The following is a 15,000-nucleotide window of genomic DNA, read 5'->3' as shown; positions in this document are numbered from 1 at the left end:
CGAGGAAGGGCATGTCCGCACGTCACGCCCTGCAACACCTGCGCGCCCACCGGCTGCGCACCGCCCTGGGGGCCACCGCCGTAGGGGCCGTCCTGGCCGTCGGCGCGGGGGCGATGGTCGCACAGGCCGGCACGGACAGCTCCCGGGCGGCCCCGACCTCGGTGATGTCAAAGGCCTCTGCGAAGCCCGTACCCACCAAGGTGACGAGCCCCGTCCCGGTCCCCGTGCCGACGGTGACCGAACCGGCGGAGGGAACCCGCCCGAGCCCGGTCCCGTCGCCCACCCGGGCGGAGCCCACGCGAGAGGCAAGCACGGCCCCGACCCCGGTGCCGTCGGAGGCCACTCCGAAGCCCGCACCCACGAAGTGGACCAGCCCCGCCCCGGTCCCGCGTCACCGCTGACACTCTCCCCCCGGGAGAGAGCTGAAGGGGCTGCCGGGCCACGGTCCGGCGGCCCCCGCCGCACCGCCCGCACTCCCGCCGCTCCACCCCCCCGTTCCGTCGGAGACACCCGCTCCACCCGTCCAGGAAACCCATGACGACAGCACCGGTCCCGGCAGTCCCGCGCTGGATCAGTGACCCGCCGGCCTCCCCTCGCGGGACGCGGCCGCACTCGTGGCTGCGGGCCGCCGTCCGTGCGCTGACACTGGCTCGGGACCGGCTGCTGACCGGTGTGCCGGGGCGGGCGGCGGGCCCGCCGACGGTCGCGCCGAGCCCCGCCCCGCCCCGATCCCCTTCGCCGACCGTGTACTCACCCGAGCCCTCCAGAGTCAGCGTGACACCGTCCGTACCGGAGAAGCCCGCGCCGACGGGGTGAGCCCCTCGCCGCACTCCCCACCGCCAGGCCGTCGACCAGGGGAAACACAGAGGTCCGGCCGGAACGAAAACGACTCCGAGAGCCGCTCGTCCAGGAACGTTTCGTACCGATCGGCGCCGCGGACTACTGGTGCTGTCCGGACCGTTGACGGCTCCATAGGCCCATGAGAACGTTTCCATCACCTCTGGTCCCGCACCGAATGGAGACGTTTCCATGCGCGCGTATCCCTCCCGCCGGACGCTGATCGGCTCCGGTCTCACGGCCATGGCCATGGCCACGATGACGGCGACATCCACCGGAACCGCGGCCGCCGCGACCGCCGCGGCCGGCGACACAACGGAAGACGCGGAACACCGGTCCCGCGCCCTGTCCCGCGCCAGAGCCGCCTACGCGGCCCTCGCGAAGTACCTGGACGCGACGGACGGATCCCGACTGGTCCGCGAGCAGTATCCGGCGGCCTCGGGCGACAACACGTACTCCTACGAATGGCCCTTCTCCCAGGTGCACAGCGCCGCTCTGGACCTCACGGCGGTGGACAAGGCCTACGAGAAGGAGCTGGCCGCCCGTGCGAAGGCCCAGGAGTACTACTGGAACGCCGGCGGAGGCACGACCAAGCTGCCCGGATACGCCTCCTACCCCGTCGCCCCGTACGGCTCGGGCGGCGACATGTTCTACGACGACAACGAGTGGGTCGGCCTGGCCAAGGTCCAGCGCCACCTGCAGACGGGGGACAAAGCCGCGCTGGCCCGCGCGAAGGAGATCTTCGCCCTCGTCAAGTCCGGCTGGGACACCGACACTTCGCACGCCGCTCCCGGCGGCGTCTTCTGGACACAGGCGACCTGGAGCAACGACCGCAACACGGTCTCCAACATGCCGGGCGCCCAACTCGGCCTGCGCCTCCACCTGATCACCGGAGAGAGCGACTACCTGGACTGGTCAAGACGGTTCTACGACTGGACGAACACCCATCTGCAGAGCCCCGGCGGACTGTACTGGGACCACCTCGACCTCCAGGGCACCATCGAGAAGACCTTCTGGTCCTACAACCAGGGCGTGCCGGTGGCGGTCAACGTCCTGCTCCACAAGGCGACCAAAGACGGCGTCTATCTGAGCCGGGCCAAGCAGATCGCCAAGGCCGCGTACGCCTACTACGTCACCCAGGGGCGGCTGTTCACCCAGCCGGTGTTCTTCAACTCGATCTTCTTCAAGAACCTGCTGCTCCTCGAGTCGGTGACCGGGGACAGCACCTACCATCGCGCGATGGCCGACTACGCCGACCAGGTGTGGTCCACCATGCGCGACCCCGCGACCGGACTGGTGCACTTCGACTCGTCCGGCGGCACGCAGGCGATCCAGCAGGCGGCCTTCGCGCAGCTCTACGCCGTGCTCGCGTGGCCCCGCGCCCTCTGGTCGACGCTCTACTGAGACCGGGGGCTCAGTTCCCCCGTCCCCCGGGCGATGAGCCGCACCGGCAGGACGGCCCTGCGGGTGGGGCCGCCCTCGCCGCTGATGCGGTCGATGAGCAGACGGGCGGCATGGCGACCGAGTTCCTCGGTGTCGGAGGTCACCACCGTGACCGGCGTCGGGAGCATGTCGGCCAGTTTGAAGTCGTCGAATCCCACCACCGCGACGGGCGCCCGCAGTTGCTGGCGCGCCCGCAGGACGCCCTCGGTGAGGAAGCCCGTGGTCGAGAAGATCGCCGTCGGCGGTCGCGCCGATTCCAGCAGCGCGCGGGTGGCGGCGCAGGCGTCGTCCGTGGTGCCGCGCCGCAGGGTGACGACCAGGTCCTCGTCGGCGGAAAGGCCGTTGCGCCGCAGGGCCTTGCGGTAGCCGCGCAACCGGCGGCCGGTGGTGTAGTACGAGGGCGCGACAAGGATCGCGATCCGGCGGTGGCCGTGGTCGATGAGGTGCTGTGTCGCCGCCGCTCCGCCGCCCTCGTTGTCGAACAGGACGGTGTCGGCCTCGGCGCCGGTGGCGGGCCGGTCGACGAAGACGATGGGCACCCGGTCATGGGCGTTCACCTCGTCGAGAAAGGCGTGGTCGCCCTGGTCGGGCACGATGATGAGCCCGGCGACCCGGCGCCCGATGAGCTCGCCCACCGCACGGCGCTCGACCTCCGGGTCCTCGTCGGCGGTACTGAGGAGCACCGCGTACCCGGCCCGCTTCGCCACGTCGACGGCCGCCTTGGCCAGGGACGCGTAGAACGGGTTGGTGAGGTCACCGAGCAGCAGCCCGATGGTCATCGAGTTCTGCCCGGGGCGCAGCGATCGAGCTATTTCGTTGCGCTGGTAACCGATGGCGTTGATGGCGGCGTTGACCCGGTCGACGGTCTCCTCGCGGACCGGTCCGAGGCCGTTGACGACGCGCGACACGGTCACGACGGCGACTCCGGCCCGCTCTGCCACATCGCGCATCGTCGGCCTGGAGTTCTGACGGTGCGGGGAACGACTGCTCACGTGGGACAGAAACCAACTTTCATCGCCGGGGCGGCCGGGGGACCGCCCTCAGGATACGTTTCCAGAGCCGCGCGCATGCCCCGGTCAGCAGGGTGACCGGGGCGGGTTTCCGCGCGGGTGGCCCTAGTTGTTGCTCTTGATCACATCGTTGATCTTGCCGGTCATGGTCTGCAGGTCGGACAGCGGCTTCTTGCCCTTGAGGATGTCGGGCCAGTACGCCGTGATCTGGTCGTTGGACTGGCTGGCCCACTGGGTGGTGAAGCGCACGCCACTGGTCAGCGGGGCGTCAAGGTCCGCCTTGACGGTGGACGCCACGGTCGTCAGCCCGGCCTTGCCCAGCGCGTTGAAGTACGCGTCCTGGGCGCCGGTGTAGGCCGGCACGGCCACGGGCGAGTCCGGCAGCACCTTGGTCCACACGGTGGAGTCGAGGTAGGAGAGGACCTTGTAGGTGGCGTCCGCGTTCTTGGTGTACGACGGGGTGCAGATGCCCACCGCGTCGTACAGGGTGGCCGCCTTGTCGACCTGCGGCAGGGGTGCGAAGCCGTACTTGATCTTCGGCTTGTCGGTGAGGAACCCGGCGGCCAGCCACTGACCGCTCCACACCATCGGGATCTGCCCCGCGGCGAACAGCGACTGCGCGTTGGAGGCGTCGTAGCCGGGGGGTGCCACGGCACCGCTCTTGATGCCCGCCACGAGTTTGCCGACGCCCTCGGTGTAGGTCGCGTCGGCGGTCGCCTTGGTGGGCTGGTTGACGCTGTCGGTGAAGGGTGCGCCGCCGGCGGACTGGGAGTAGAGGCTGAGGGCGAAGGGCGCGTCCTGACCGGTCAGGGCGTCGGCGACCAGGCCGTACTTGGCGCCCTTCTTCTGCAGCTTGCCGGCTGCCGCGTACATCTCGTCCCAGGTCCAGCCGGCCGTCGGCAGCGGTACCCCGGCGGCCTTGAAGGCGTCGATGTCATACCAGATGCCGTAGGTGTTCAGCAGGGAAGGGACTCCGCCGATCTTTCCGTCGGGGGTCTTCCAGTTCTTGATGGCGGTGGGGGAGAAGCTGTCGGCGGTGAAATTACCCGAGCCGGACAGCTTGTCGGACCAGTCGGTGAGCAGGCCCTGGCCGGTGTACTGCAGTTCGGTGTCGTTGCCGCACCAGAACAGGTCGGGCAGCTTCTTGGCCTGGGTGAGGGAGGCGAGCTTGTCCCCGTAGTTGCCGTTGGGAGTGTCGATGCGCTTGACCGTGATGTCGGGGTCGTGGAAGCCGGCCAGGGCCTTGTCGATGAGCTGGTTGGTCGAGCTCGACTCCCAGGTCATCACGGTGACCGTGGTCTTCCCGCCGGATGCCTTCCCTGAGGAGCCGCCGCAGGCGGCCGTGGCAAGCAGTCCTCCTGCCATCAGCACCGCTCCGGCGGCGTGCAGTGTTCGTTTCAACGTGGACTCCTGGTACGTGATCGGGTCAGCCGGCCGCGGTGCGGTCAGCGCTGGTTGACGGTGCCCAATGCGCTCAGGCCTTGGATGAAGTAGCGCTGGGCCACGAAGAACACGGCCAGTGGGGGGAGCATGTAGAGCAGGTTCGCGGCCATGTAGAGGTTCCAGCTGGGTGTCTGGCCGGCGAACCCGGAGACGAAGGAGGCCATGCCGACGCTCAGCGGCCACTTCTCGGACGAGTACAGGTAGATGAGGGGGTTGAGGTAGTCGTTCCACGAGAACTGGAAGGCCAGGATGGCCATGGTGATCCAGGCCGGCCGGGTGATCGGGAGCATGACACTGAAGAAGATCCGGGCGTGTCCGGCGCCGTCCACCTTGGCGGCCTCGTCGATGGAGTACGGCACCGACAGGAAGTACTGGCGGGCGAGGAAGATGAACAGCGGATTGCCGCCCAGCCAGGCCGGCACGATCAACGGCAGCCAGGTGTCGTACCAGCCGATGTCCTTGAAGAGCTGGAACAGCGGGATGATGCCCACCACCGGGGGCAGCATCATGCTGCCGACGAAGACGTAGAACCAGACCTTCCGGCCGGGGAAGCGGAGCCGGGACAGGGCGTATCCGGCCATCATCGAGGTCATGACGCCGCCCATCACCGACAGACTGGTGATGACGAGGGAGTTCAGCAGCAGGCGGGGGAAGTGGATCGCCTTCGGTCCGTCGATGAAGTTCTCGAAGTGGAACTCGTCCGGCAGCAGTCGGGGCGGGACCTGGAAGACCGCCGAGTGACCCTTCAGGGCGATGGTGAGCATCCACAGGATGGGCAGGACCATCACCGAGGAGATCAGCAGTGCGACGGCGTACCAGGACGCGGTCCGCACGGTCCTGCGCGGCGGCCTGGGGACGGTGGCGGCGGGTGCCGGCTGCGGGGACGGCGCCGGTTCCGCCGCCTTCGTGACGTCAGGATGCGTGGTCACTGTAGGTCCATATCGACGAGAAGCGGGCGGTGGCGGCGATCACGACGACGATGACGAGGAAGAGCACCCAGACCTGGGCGGAGGCGTAGCCGAAGTCGGCGACCCGGCCGAGCGTGGGGAAGCCGTTGTTGTAGATCGACAGCATGAGGACCCTGGTGCTGAATCCCGGTCCGCCCTGCCCGTCCGGCGAAAGGATCTTCGGCTGGTTGAAGGTCTGCAGGGCGGTCACCAGTTGCAGCACGACCTGAAGCACCATGATCGGGCTGATCAGCGGGAGGGTGATCCGGAAGAACACCGTCCGGGGGCCGGCGCCGTCGATGCGGGCCGCGTCGTAGAGCTCGGTGGGCACCGCCTGGAGCGCGGCGAGAAAGATGATCATCGTGGAGCCGACGCTCCACAGCATGACGATCACGATCGACGGAATCGCCGAGCCCGAACCGGACAGCCACTCGCTGGTCGGGAGGTGCAGCCAGGACAACACCTGGTTGGCCAGGCCGACCTGCGGGTTGAAGACGAACTTCCAGAGCGTGATGGTGGCCACCACGGGCAGCACCACCGGAAGGTAGATGAGGGTGCGCACCATGCGCACGCCCCGGATGCGCCGGTTGCAGAACACCGCCAGCAGCAGCCCGATGGCCAGCGACAGCGGTACGTACAGGACGACCAGCAGCAAGGTGGCACGCACCGAGGGCCAGAACGACGGGTCGGTGGTGAACATCCGGCGGAAGTTGTCGAGGCCGACGAAGGTCGGTGGGGTGAGCCCGTTGTACCGCGTCAGCGCGAAGTAGGCCGATCGGATCAGCGGGTAGACGACGAAGACCGTGAAGCCGACGAGAGCCGGGGACATGAACAGGTACGCGGCCCGGGTGTCCGAGGTGAGCTTCCCTCGGCCGCGCCGTGGGCGGCGCGGTGGCGGATGCGGCGGTGGGTGCGGGGGTCGGTGCAGCTGCTGGTCCGGAGTTGCTGTCACACGCGCTCACCTTCTCCTCTTCCCCTACGAGGAGTTGGCGCGGACCCAGGTCCGGGGGGTGTCCCCGGCCCTCTGGTGGCTTCCGACTCCTTCAAGGTAACGTTTCCATTTCTGGTGACCACACGGTGGTGCACGCCCCACAGGGAGTCAAGAGGCGCGATGGTAACGTTTCCCGGATCATCCGGAACGCCGTGGGCGGTTCCGGAGTCACTGACGGCGCTCGGACGAAGGCTGGCCACCGGCCTGCGGGACAGCCCGGCAGCGGAGATCGTCGAGAGCTGCCTGACCAACACATGGACCACATCGATGAGTTGGGGCACCGGCTCATCGGAAGTACCGGAAGTACCGGAAGTCTTCGTCAAGACCGGAGACATCCCGGCGATGTGGCTGCGTGACAGCACGGCCCAGGTCCGCCCCTACCTCGCGGTGGCCACGGATCCGGAGGTCGGCGACGCTCTGGCCGGCGTATCGCGCCGCCAGATCCGCTGCGTCCTGCTGGACCCGTATGCCAACGCCTTCAACGACGGCCCCACGGGCGCGCACGGCGAGCCCGGTGATCTGCCCACGCCGGGGGACTGGGTGTGGGAGCGCAAGTACGAACTGGACTCCTTGTGCGCGCCCCTGCAGTTGGCGTACGCGCTCTGGCGGGCGACCGGTCGCGAGGGCCACCTCGACGAGGCTTTTCGCCGCGCCGCCTGGACGATCGTACGGATGTGGCGGGCGGAGCAGTCCCATGCGCAGTCGCTCTACCGGTTCGTCCGGCCGTCCGGCCCCTTCGCGGGTGACAGCCTTCCCCACGACGGCCGCGGAGCCATGGTCGCGCGGACCGGCATGACATGGTCAGGCTTCCGGCCGAGCGACGATCGCTGCGAACACGGGTATCTGGTCCCGGCCAACGCGCTGGCGTCGGCCAGCCTGCACGGGCTGGCCGAACTGGCCACGTCGGTCCTCGACGACGCGGAACTCGCCCACGCGTCACTGAGGCTGGCCGACGAGATCGACGCCGGGATTCTCGCCCACGCGGTGGTCGAGGTCGACGGAGTATCGGTCCTGGCCTACGAGGTGGACGGCCTCGGGGCGGTGCTGCTGGGTGACGACGCCAACCTCCCCAGCCTGCTCAGCCTCCCGCTGAGCGGCTGGTGCGCACCCAAGGACCCGCTCTATCAGGCCACCCGGCGCTTCGTGCTCTCCGCGGCGAACCCTTCCTTCTTCGTCGGCGGCCACGCGTCCGGTGTCGGCAGTGCGCACACGCCGGACGGTCACGTCTGGCCGCTGGCGATCGCCGCCGCCGGCCTGACCGGCGACGAGGACGCCGCGACACAGGCCCTTCGGACCCTGGCGACCACGACCGCCGGCACCGGCCTGATGCACGAGAGCTTCCATGTCGACGACCCCGGCCGGTTCACCCGGGACTGGTTCGGCTGGGCCAACGCCATGTTCTGCGAACTCGCTCTCGAGCTGTGCGCGGGAGGCGTGCGGCATCTGTTTCCCGTGCACCCGCGGGCGCTGCCCGCCCCCTGAGGAACGGATTGCATAAACGTGCGGCGAAACGTATAGTCATGCCATCCAAGAGAGGATGGATTCCATGGCGGTACGTGCGGCAGTGGCCGGAGCGAGCGGGTACGCGGGCGGGGAGCTCCTGCGGCTGCTCCTGGCGCACCCCGAGGTCGAGATCGGCGCCCTGACCGGCAACTCCAACGCGGGCCAGAAGCTCGGCGCGCTCCAGCCGCACCTGCTGCCGCTCGCCGACCGTGTGCTCCAGGAGACCACGGCCGACGTCCTCGCCGGGCACGATGTCGTCTTCCTCGCGCTGCCGCACGGGCAGTCCGCCGCCGTCGCCGAGCAGCTCGGCCCGGAGGTGCTCGTCGTCGACATGGGCGCCGACTTCCGGCTCAAGGACGCGGCCGACTGGGAGAGGTTCTACGGTTCTCCGCACGCCGGTACCTGGCCGTACGGCCTCCCCGAACTGCCCGGCGGCCGCGCCGCGCTGGAGGGGGCCAAGCGCGTCGCGGTGCCCGGTTGTTACCCGACCGCGGTCTCCCTCGCCCTGTTCCCGGCGTACGCCGCCCAGCTCGCCGAGGCCGAGGCCGTGATCGTCGCCGCCTCCGGCACCTCCGGCGCGGGCAAGGCACCCAAGCCGAACCTGCTGGGCAGCGAGGTCATGGGCTCCATGTCGCCGTACGGCGTCGGCGGCGGCCACCGGCACACGCCCGAGATGATCCAGAACCTGAGCGGGGTCGCCGGGGAGGCCGTCTCCGTCTCCTTCACACCCACCCTCGCGCCGATGCCCCGGGGCATCCTCGCCACCTGCACCGCGAAGGCGCGCCCCGGTGTCACCGGCGAGTCCGTCCGCGCCGCCTACGAGAAGGCCTTCGCCGACGAGCCCTTCGTCCACCTGCTCCCCGAGGGGCAGTGGCCCGCCACGGCGTCCGTCTACGGTTCCAACGCCGTTCAGGTGCAGGTCGCGTACGACGAGGCCGCGGGCCGCATCATCGCGATCAGCGCCATCGACAACCTGGCCAAGGGCACCGCGGGCGGTGCCGTCCAGAGCATGAACATCGCCCTCGGGCTTCCCGAGGAGCTCGGTCTTTCCACGATCGGAGTCGCACCGTGAGCGACGCACGCGCGGCCGCCGGGCCGCGGACGACGACAGCCGCACCGCCGCGCCGCACGGGCGGCGGTGCCATCAGCCTCCCCCACTCTCGGCTTCGCCCGAGCGAGGGGACCCCCATCCGCGGCGGAGCGAACGAGGAGATGCAGTGAGCGTCACGGCAGCAAAGGGATTCCAGGCGGCGGGTATCGCCGCCGGGATCAAGGAGAACGGCAACCCGGACCTGGCCCTCGTGGTCAACACCGGGCCCCGCCGCGCCGCCGCCGGCGTCTTCACCTCCAACCGTGTGAAGGCCGCGCCGGTGCTGTGGTCGGAGCAGGTCCTCAGGACCGGCCAGGTCTCCGCCGTAGTCCTCAACTCCGGTGGCGCCAACGCCTGTACGGGACCCAAGGGCTTCCAGGACACGCACGTCACCGCGGAGAAGACCGCCGAGGTGCTCGGTCTCGGCGCCGTCGAGGTCGCGGTCGCCTCCACGGGGCTGATCGGCGTCCTGCTCCCGATGGACAAGCTGCTGCCCGGAGTCGAGCAGGCGGCCCAGGCCCTCAGCGAGCACGGCGGCGAGAAGGCCGCCATCGCCATCAAGACCACCGACTCCGTCCACAAGACGGCCGTCGTGACGAGGAACGGCTGGACCGTGGGCGGCATGGCCAAGGGCGCGGGCATGCTCGCCCCCGGCCTGGCCACCATGCTCGTCGTCCTCACCACCGACGCCGACATCGACAGCCCGACCCTGGACGAGGCGCTGCGCGCCGCCACCAGGGTCACCTTCGACCGGGTCGACTCCGACGGCTGCATGTCCACCAACGACACCGTGCTGCTGCTGGCCTCCGGCGCCTCCGAAGTCACCCCGGAGTACGAGGAGTTCGCCGAGGCCGTGCGGGCCGTCTGCGACGACCTCGGGCAGCAGCTGATCCGGGACGCCGAGGGCGCCAGCAAGGACATCAAGGTCGAGGTGGTGGGCGCCGCGAGCGAGGACGACGCCGTCGAGGTGGGCCGGTCCATCGCCCGCAACAACCTCCTCAAGTGCGCGATCCACGGCGAGGACCCCAACTGGGGCCGCGTGCTCTCCGCCATCGGCACGACGAAGGCCGCCTTCGACCCCGAGCAGCTCAACGTGGCCATCAACGGCGTCTGGGTGTGCAAGAACGGAGGCGTCGGCGAGGACCGGGACAAGGTCGACATGCGCTACCGCGAGGTCCACATCGTCGCCGACCTCGCCGCGGGTTCGCAGACCGCCACCATCTGGACCAACGACCTCACCGCCGACTACGTCCACGAGAACAGCGCGTACTCGTCATGAGCACCACTCGGAAACACACCGCCCTGCCCAAGGCGCAGATCCTCATCGAGGCGCTGCCCTGGCTGGTCCGGCACAACGGCAAGACCGTCGTCATCAAGTTCGGCGGCAACGCCATGATCGACGAGGACCTGAAGGCCGCGTTCGCGCAGGACGTCGTCTTCCTGCACCAGGCCGGCCTCAAGCCCGTGGTCGTGCACGGCGGCGGCCCGCAGATCAGCGCTGCCCTCGACAAGCACGGCATCGTCAGCGAGTTCAAGGCCGGACTGCGGGTCACCACCGAGGACGCCATGGACGTCGTACGGATGGTGCTGGCCGGGCAGGTCCAGCGTGAGCTGGTCGGGCTGCTCAACCAACACGGCCCGCTCGCCGTGGGGTTGACCGGCGAGGACGCGCACACCATCACCGCCACCAAGCACCAGCCCCGGATCGACGGCGAGTCGGTCGACATCGGGCGGGTCGGCGAGATCACCGACATCGACACGGGCGCGATCGAGGCCCTGCTGGCGAACGGCCGTATCCCGGTCATCTCGTCGATCGCCCGGAGCCAGGACGATCACCATGTCTACAACGTCAATGCTGATACGGCGGCTGCGGCACTCGCTGCTGCGCTGGGCGCCGAAACCCTCATGGTCCTCACGGACGTCGAGGGCCTCTACGAGGACTGGCCCCACAGCGACGAGGTGATCAGCCGCCTCACCGCTTCCCAACTGGAGAAGCTGCTGCCGGAGTTGAGCTCCGGCATGGTGCCGAAGATGGAGGGCTGTCTGCACGCCGTGCGAGGCGGCGTCACCACCGCCCGGGTCATTGACGGCCGGGTCCAGCACTCGATCCTGCTGGAGATTTTCACCGACGAAGGCATCGGCACGATGGTCGTGCCCGATGCGGACGAGGAAGCGGGGGACGACGCATGACGGGCAACGAGGAGCTCACCCAGCGGTGGCAGGGCGCGCTCATGAACAACTACGGCACGCCGCAGTTGCCCCTGGTCCGGGGCGAGGGCGCGAAGCTGTGGGACGCCGACGGCAGGCAGTACCTCGACCTCGTCGGCGGTATCGCGGTCAACGCGCTCGGCCATGCCCACCCGGCGATCGTCGAGGCGGTCAGCAAGCAGGTCGCCTCCCTCGGCCATGTCTCCAACCTCTTCATCGCCGAGCCTCCCGTCGCGCTCGCCGAGCGGCTCCTCCAGCACTTCGGTCGCGACGGCAAGGTGTACTTCTGCAACTCGGGGGCCGAGGCCAACGAGGGCGCGTTCAAGATCGGCCGGCTGACCGGGCGGCCCCACATGGTCGCCACCGAGGGCGGCTTCCACGGCCGGACCATGGGCGCGCTGGCGCTGACCGGGCAGCCGGGCAAGCGGGAGCCGTTCCTGCCGCTGCCGGGTGACGTGACGCATGTTCCTTACGGGGACGCGCAGGCGCTGGCCGCCGCGGTCACCGAGGAGACCGCGCTCGTGATCATCGAGCCGATCCAGGGCGAGAACGGGGTCGTGGTGCCGCCGGCCGGTTACCTCAAGGCGGCCCGGGCGATCACCGCCGCGACGGGCAGCCTGCTGGTCCTGGACGAGGTGCAGACCGGGATCGGTCGGACCGGACACTGGTTCGAGTACCAGGCCCACGAGGGTGTCCTGCCGGACGTCGTCACGCTGGCGAAGGGCCTGGGCGGCGGTCTGCCGCTCGGCGCGACCGTCGCCTTCGGCCGGGCCGCGGAGCTGCTGCGGCCGGGCCATCACGGCACGACCTTCGGCGGCAACCCGATCGCCTGCGCGGCCGGACTCGCCGTACTCGAGACGATCGCGGCCGAAGGTCTGCTGGAGAACGTCAAGGCGCAGAGCGAGAAGCTGCGGGAGGGAATCGAGGGCGCCGACGGGACTTCCCGGCACCCGTTGATCGCTCATGTCCGGGGTGCGGGGCTGCTGCTGGGTATCGTGCTCACCGAGCCGCTCGCACCGAAGGTGCAGCAGGCGGCTCAGGACGCCGGGTTCCTGGTGAACGCGCCCGCCCCCGAGGTCGTACGGCTGATGCCGCCACTGACTCTCGGCGACGCGGAAGTGGACGCGTTCCTCCAGGCGCTGCCCGGCATCCTGGACGCGGCCAAGGGGGACGGATGATCCGGAGAATGAGACGACGATGAGCCAGGCGCAGGATCACGAGCAGACCGCAGGGCCTGCCGTACCGCAGACCCGCACCGCCCGCCACCGCCGGATCGTGGACATCCTCAACCGGCAACCGGTGCGCAGCCAGAGCCAGTTGGCGAAGCTGCTGTCCGACGACGGACTGAGCGTCACCCAGGCGACGCTCTCCCGGGACCTGGACGAGCTGAACGCGGTGAAGATCCGCAACAACGACGGCGACCTGATCTACGCGGTGCCGAGCGAGGGGGGATTCCGCCAGCCTCGGGTGCCGCTGGGAGGGTCCGCGAAGGAGGAGCGGATGCGGCGGCTATCGGCGGAGCTGCTCATCTCCGCGGAGGCGTCCGCGAATCTGGTGGTGCTCCGGACACCACCGGGTGCCGCGCAGTTCCTGGCCTCGGCGATCGACCAGGCGGAACTGCAGGACATCCTGGGCACCATCGCCGGTGACGACACCCTGTTGTTGATCAGCCGGGATCCGACGGGTGGGCAGGCTCTGGCCGATCACTTGCTGCGGTTGGCTCAGAACGGCCACTGAGGGGGGAGTTGTCGTACGGGGCTGCGGTTTGGCGGTGGTCGGTCGCGCCCACGCGGCGGGAGCCGCCCACGCCCCGCGCTCCTGAGGTGGACTGGCACAGTGCCCCGCGCCCTCGAGGCGGGCTCGCGCAGTGCCCTGCGCTTTTGAGGCGGGCTCGCGCAGTGCCCTGCGCCCTTGAGGCGGACTGGCACAGTGCCCCCGCGCCCTTGAGGCGGACTCGTTCACCCGAGTCGAGCGGCCAGGCCCCCCGTGCAGCGGACCTCGTCGCCCGCCGTGATCAGGAGTGCCTCCACGTCCGGGAGGGACTCCAGCCACGCCAGCGCCTCCCGCGATCCCATCGCGAACGCCGCCGTCGCCCAGCAGTCCGCCCAGGTCAGCCAAGGGGCCACCACCGTCACCGCCACCAGGTCGGTGACCGCCGGGCGGCCCGTGCTCGGGTCGACGATGTGGGTGCCTCGTTCGGCCGTCCCGGAGGTGGCCACCGCGAGTTCGGCGGCGCCCGCGGCGGACACGACAGCCGCCAGGCCGCCCGGCCGCAACGGGTCCGACACTCCGACCCGCCACGGCCGCTGCGGACCGGGAACGCCCAGCAACTGGACGTCCCCACCGCCGTTCACGCTCACACCGCTCACCCCGGCGTCCGCCAGCCGTCGCGCCGCGCGCTCCGCGGCCCAGCCCTTGACGATGCCGGTCGGGTCGAGGCGGCCCTCGTAGCGCATGCTGAACCAGCCGTCGCTCGTCCGCTCCGCCTCGGCGCCCAGGTCGAGCACCTCGGCGACCAGCGGATCGCACTCCTCGACGGTCAGCTCGCCCCGCGCCAGCCGGGAGACCTGGCTGTCGTCGCGGTAGGTGCTGAACACCTCGTTCACCCGATGCAGTCCGGCCACCGCGTCCCGCAGGGCCGCGTCGACGGCGTCGGGATCCCCGCCGCGGACGTCAAAGGAAAAGACCGTCCCCATGACCTCCTCCGCATGACGTACCGCGGCGGGAGCTTGTGCCGATTCGGCCACGGTGTCAGCCACCGGCCTGATCCAGCGCCGACTGGAGGGACTCCTTGTAGCCGTTGCTGGTGTACGTGGCACCGGAGACCGCGTCGATGTCGGCGCTGCCGGCCGCCACGGCCTCCTGGTTGAGCTTCGGTATCGACAGGGCGGTCTTCTGGTCGCTGGTGCCGCCCTTGGGCGCCTGGACCGCCTCGGCCTTGGTGACCTTCCCGCCGACGACCGTGACACGGACCTGGACCGGCCCGTACTGGGTCTGCGCGACACTGCCCGTGACGGTCTTGGCGGCCTGGGCACTGCCCGAACCCTGGTCCTGCGAGGAACCCTGGGACGCCGCCGCCTTCGCCTTGTCCAGCGCCGACTGGAGGGACTGCTTGTAGCCGTTGCTGGTGTACGTGGCACCGGAGACCGCGTCGATGTCGGCGCTGCCGGCCGCCACGGCCTCCTGGTTGAGCTTGGGTACCGACAGGGCGGTCTTCTGGTCGCTGGTGCCGCCCTTGGGCGCCTGGACCGCCTCGGCCTTGGTGATCTTGCCGTTGGCCATGGTCAGCCGGACCTGGACGGCTCCGTACTGCGTCTGGACGGCGTCCCCGGTGACCGTGCCGGTCCCGGCGGCCTGGGCGCCGCCCTGGACCGACTCCTGCGCCACCGGCGGCTGGGTCGCCGCGCCGCCGGCCGCCGCGGAGGCCGGGTCGGAGGACGGCTTCAGCGACAGCAGCAGCACGACGCCGGAGACGGTGGCGGCGGTCGCGAGAACGACACGTCGGACAGGGTGACTCTTCCTCATCGC

General features: G+C 70.0%; 14 protein-coding genes. 8 read left to right on the top strand and 6 right to left on the bottom strand.

Annotated elements, in window-relative coordinates:
• Nucleotides 1-11: 11 nt before the first annotated feature.
• Both OHA64_RS09475 and OHA64_RS09470 read left to right on the top strand, forming a co-directional pair.
• Entirely contained in the window at nucleotides 12-401 is a 390-nt protein-coding gene (locus OHA64_RS09475; RefSeq protein WP_405610769.1) for a hypothetical protein, read from the top strand.
• Between the two features lie 628 nt (nucleotides 402-1,029).
• On the top strand, nucleotides 1,030-2,241 hold the full coding sequence (locus tag OHA64_RS09470) for a glycoside hydrolase family 76 protein (RefSeq protein ID WP_405610766.1): 1,212 nt from the start codon (nucleotides 1,030-1,032) through the stop codon (nucleotides 2,239-2,241).
• Here the strand turns inward: OHA64_RS09470 and OHA64_RS09465 are convergent.
• The 4 genes from OHA64_RS09465 to OHA64_RS09450 all read right to left on the bottom strand — a co-directional run bounded on the left by OHA64_RS09465 (nucleotide 2,235) and on the right by OHA64_RS09450 (nucleotide 6,632).
• Nucleotides 2,235-3,230, bottom strand: coding sequence for a LacI family DNA-binding transcriptional regulator (locus OHA64_RS09465; RefSeq protein WP_405610763.1), 996 nt, complete (start codon nucleotides 3,228-3,230; stop codon nucleotides 2,235-2,237). The two genes, OHA64_RS09470 and OHA64_RS09465, sit on opposite strands and share 7 nt — an antisense overlap.
• Before the next feature lie 165 nt (nucleotides 3,231-3,395).
• On the bottom strand, nucleotides 3,396-4,691 hold the full coding sequence (locus OHA64_RS09460; protein WP_405610760.1) for an ABC transporter substrate-binding protein: 1,296 nt from the start codon (nucleotides 4,689-4,691) through the stop codon (nucleotides 3,396-3,398).
• A gap of 44 nt (nucleotides 4,692-4,735) precedes the next feature.
• Nucleotides 4,736-5,662, bottom strand: a complete 927-nt coding sequence (locus OHA64_RS09455) for a carbohydrate ABC transporter permease (RefSeq protein ID WP_405610757.1) — start codon at nucleotides 5,660-5,662, stop codon at nucleotides 4,736-4,738.
• Nucleotides 5,646-6,632 carry a carbohydrate ABC transporter permease gene (locus OHA64_RS09450; RefSeq protein ID WP_405610754.1) on the bottom strand — a complete coding sequence of 329 codons (987 nt, stop codon included), beginning with the start codon at nucleotides 6,630-6,632 and terminating at the stop codon, nucleotides 5,646-5,648. The genes OHA64_RS09455 and OHA64_RS09450 overlap by 17 nt, the downstream gene beginning before the upstream one ends.
• A gap of 159 nt (nucleotides 6,633-6,791) precedes the next feature.
• Here OHA64_RS09450 and OHA64_RS09445 point away from each other — a divergent pair, with 159 nt between their 5' ends.
• The 6 genes from OHA64_RS09445 to OHA64_RS09420 all read left to right on the top strand — a co-directional run bounded on the left by OHA64_RS09445 (nucleotide 6,792) and on the right by OHA64_RS09420 (nucleotide 13,209).
• Nucleotides 6,792-8,153 (top strand): glycoside hydrolase family 125 protein, encoded by a 1,362-nt coding sequence (locus OHA64_RS09445; RefSeq protein WP_405610751.1) that lies wholly within the window; start codon nucleotides 6,792-6,794, stop codon nucleotides 8,151-8,153.
• A 64-nt stretch (nucleotides 8,154-8,217) separates the two neighbouring features.
• Complete coding sequence (argC, locus tag OHA64_RS09440; protein WP_405610748.1) at nucleotides 8,218-9,246, top strand: N-acetyl-gamma-glutamyl-phosphate reductase; 1,029 nt, start codon at nucleotides 8,218-8,220, stop codon at nucleotides 9,244-9,246.
• Nucleotides 9,247-9,391: 145 nt separating this feature from the next.
• Nucleotides 9,392-10,543: a bifunctional glutamate N-acetyltransferase/amino-acid acetyltransferase ArgJ gene (argJ, locus tag OHA64_RS09435; RefSeq protein ID WP_405610745.1), complete on the top strand. Its 1,152-nt coding sequence runs from the start codon at nucleotides 9,392-9,394 to the stop codon at nucleotides 10,541-10,543.
• Nucleotides 10,540-11,454 (top strand): acetylglutamate kinase, encoded by a 915-nt coding sequence (argB, locus tag OHA64_RS09430; protein WP_405610742.1) that lies wholly within the window; start codon nucleotides 10,540-10,542, stop codon nucleotides 11,452-11,454. The genes argJ and argB overlap by 4 nt, the downstream gene beginning before the upstream one ends.
• Nucleotides 11,451-12,650, top strand: a complete 1,200-nt coding sequence (locus OHA64_RS09425) for an acetylornithine transaminase (protein WP_405610739.1) — start codon at nucleotides 11,451-11,453, stop codon at nucleotides 12,648-12,650. The genes argB and OHA64_RS09425 overlap by 4 nt, the downstream gene beginning before the upstream one ends.
• Nucleotides 12,651-12,669: 19 nt before the next feature.
• Nucleotides 12,670-13,209, top strand: a complete 540-nt coding sequence (locus OHA64_RS09420; RefSeq protein WP_405610736.1) for an arginine repressor — start codon at nucleotides 12,670-12,672, stop codon at nucleotides 13,207-13,209.
• Between the two features lie 221 nt (nucleotides 13,210-13,430).
• On the opposite strand, the gene OHA64_RS09415 is transcribed toward OHA64_RS09420, so the two are convergent.
• Together OHA64_RS09415 and OHA64_RS09410 are read right to left on the bottom strand one after the other, a co-directional pair.
• Nucleotides 13,431-14,168 (bottom strand): FAD:protein FMN transferase, encoded by a 738-nt coding sequence (locus tag OHA64_RS09415; RefSeq protein ID WP_405610733.1) that lies wholly within the window; start codon nucleotides 14,166-14,168, stop codon nucleotides 13,431-13,433.
• A gap of 55 nt (nucleotides 14,169-14,223) precedes the next feature.
• Nucleotides 14,224-14,997, bottom strand: a complete 774-nt coding sequence (locus OHA64_RS09410; protein WP_405610730.1) for an FMN-binding protein — start codon at nucleotides 14,995-14,997, stop codon at nucleotides 14,224-14,226.
• Nucleotides 14,998-15,000 lie beyond the last annotated feature (3 nt).

Source organism: Streptomyces sp. NBC_00076 (assembly GCF_045041235.1).
GTDB lineage: Bacteria > Actinomycetota > Actinomycetes > Streptomycetales > Streptomycetaceae > Streptomyces.
This window is presented reverse-complemented; position numbering and strand designations above follow the sequence as displayed.

What these genes read in the sequence shown, in the direction of transcription:
- argC (WP_405610748.1), top strand. Translation starts at nt 8,218, where the DNA reads ATGGCGGTACGTGCGGCAGTGGCCGGAGCGAGCGGGTACGCGGGCGGG.
- argB (WP_405610742.1), top strand. Translation starts at nt 10,540, where the DNA reads ATGAGCACCACTCGGAAACACACCGCCCTGCCCAAGGCGCAGATCCTC.
- OHA64_RS09410 (WP_405610730.1), bottom strand. Translation starts at nt 14,997, where the DNA reads ATGAGGAAGAGTCACCCTGTCCGACGTGTCGTTCTCGCGACCGCCGCC.
- OHA64_RS09475 (WP_405610769.1), top strand. Translation starts at nt 12, where the DNA reads ATGTCCGCACGTCACGCCCTGCAACACCTGCGCGCCCACCGGCTGCGC.
- OHA64_RS09415 (WP_405610733.1), bottom strand. Translation starts at nt 14,168, where the DNA reads ATGGGGACGGTCTTTTCCTTTGACGTCCGCGGCGGGGATCCCGACGCC.
- OHA64_RS09420 (WP_405610736.1), top strand. Translation starts at nt 12,670, where the DNA reads ATGAGCCAGGCGCAGGATCACGAGCAGACCGCAGGGCCTGCCGTACCG.
- OHA64_RS09470 (WP_405610766.1), top strand. Translation starts at nt 1,030, where the DNA reads ATGCGCGCGTATCCCTCCCGCCGGACGCTGATCGGCTCCGGTCTCACG.
- OHA64_RS09425 (WP_405610739.1), top strand. Translation starts at nt 11,451, where the DNA reads ATGACGGGCAACGAGGAGCTCACCCAGCGGTGGCAGGGCGCGCTCATG.
- OHA64_RS09445 (WP_405610751.1), top strand. Translation starts at nt 6,792, where the DNA reads ATGGTAACGTTTCCCGGATCATCCGGAACGCCGTGGGCGGTTCCGGAG.
- OHA64_RS09465 (WP_405610763.1), bottom strand. Translation starts at nt 3,230, where the DNA reads ATGCGCGATGTGGCAGAGCGGGCCGGAGTCGCCGTCGTGACCGTGTCG.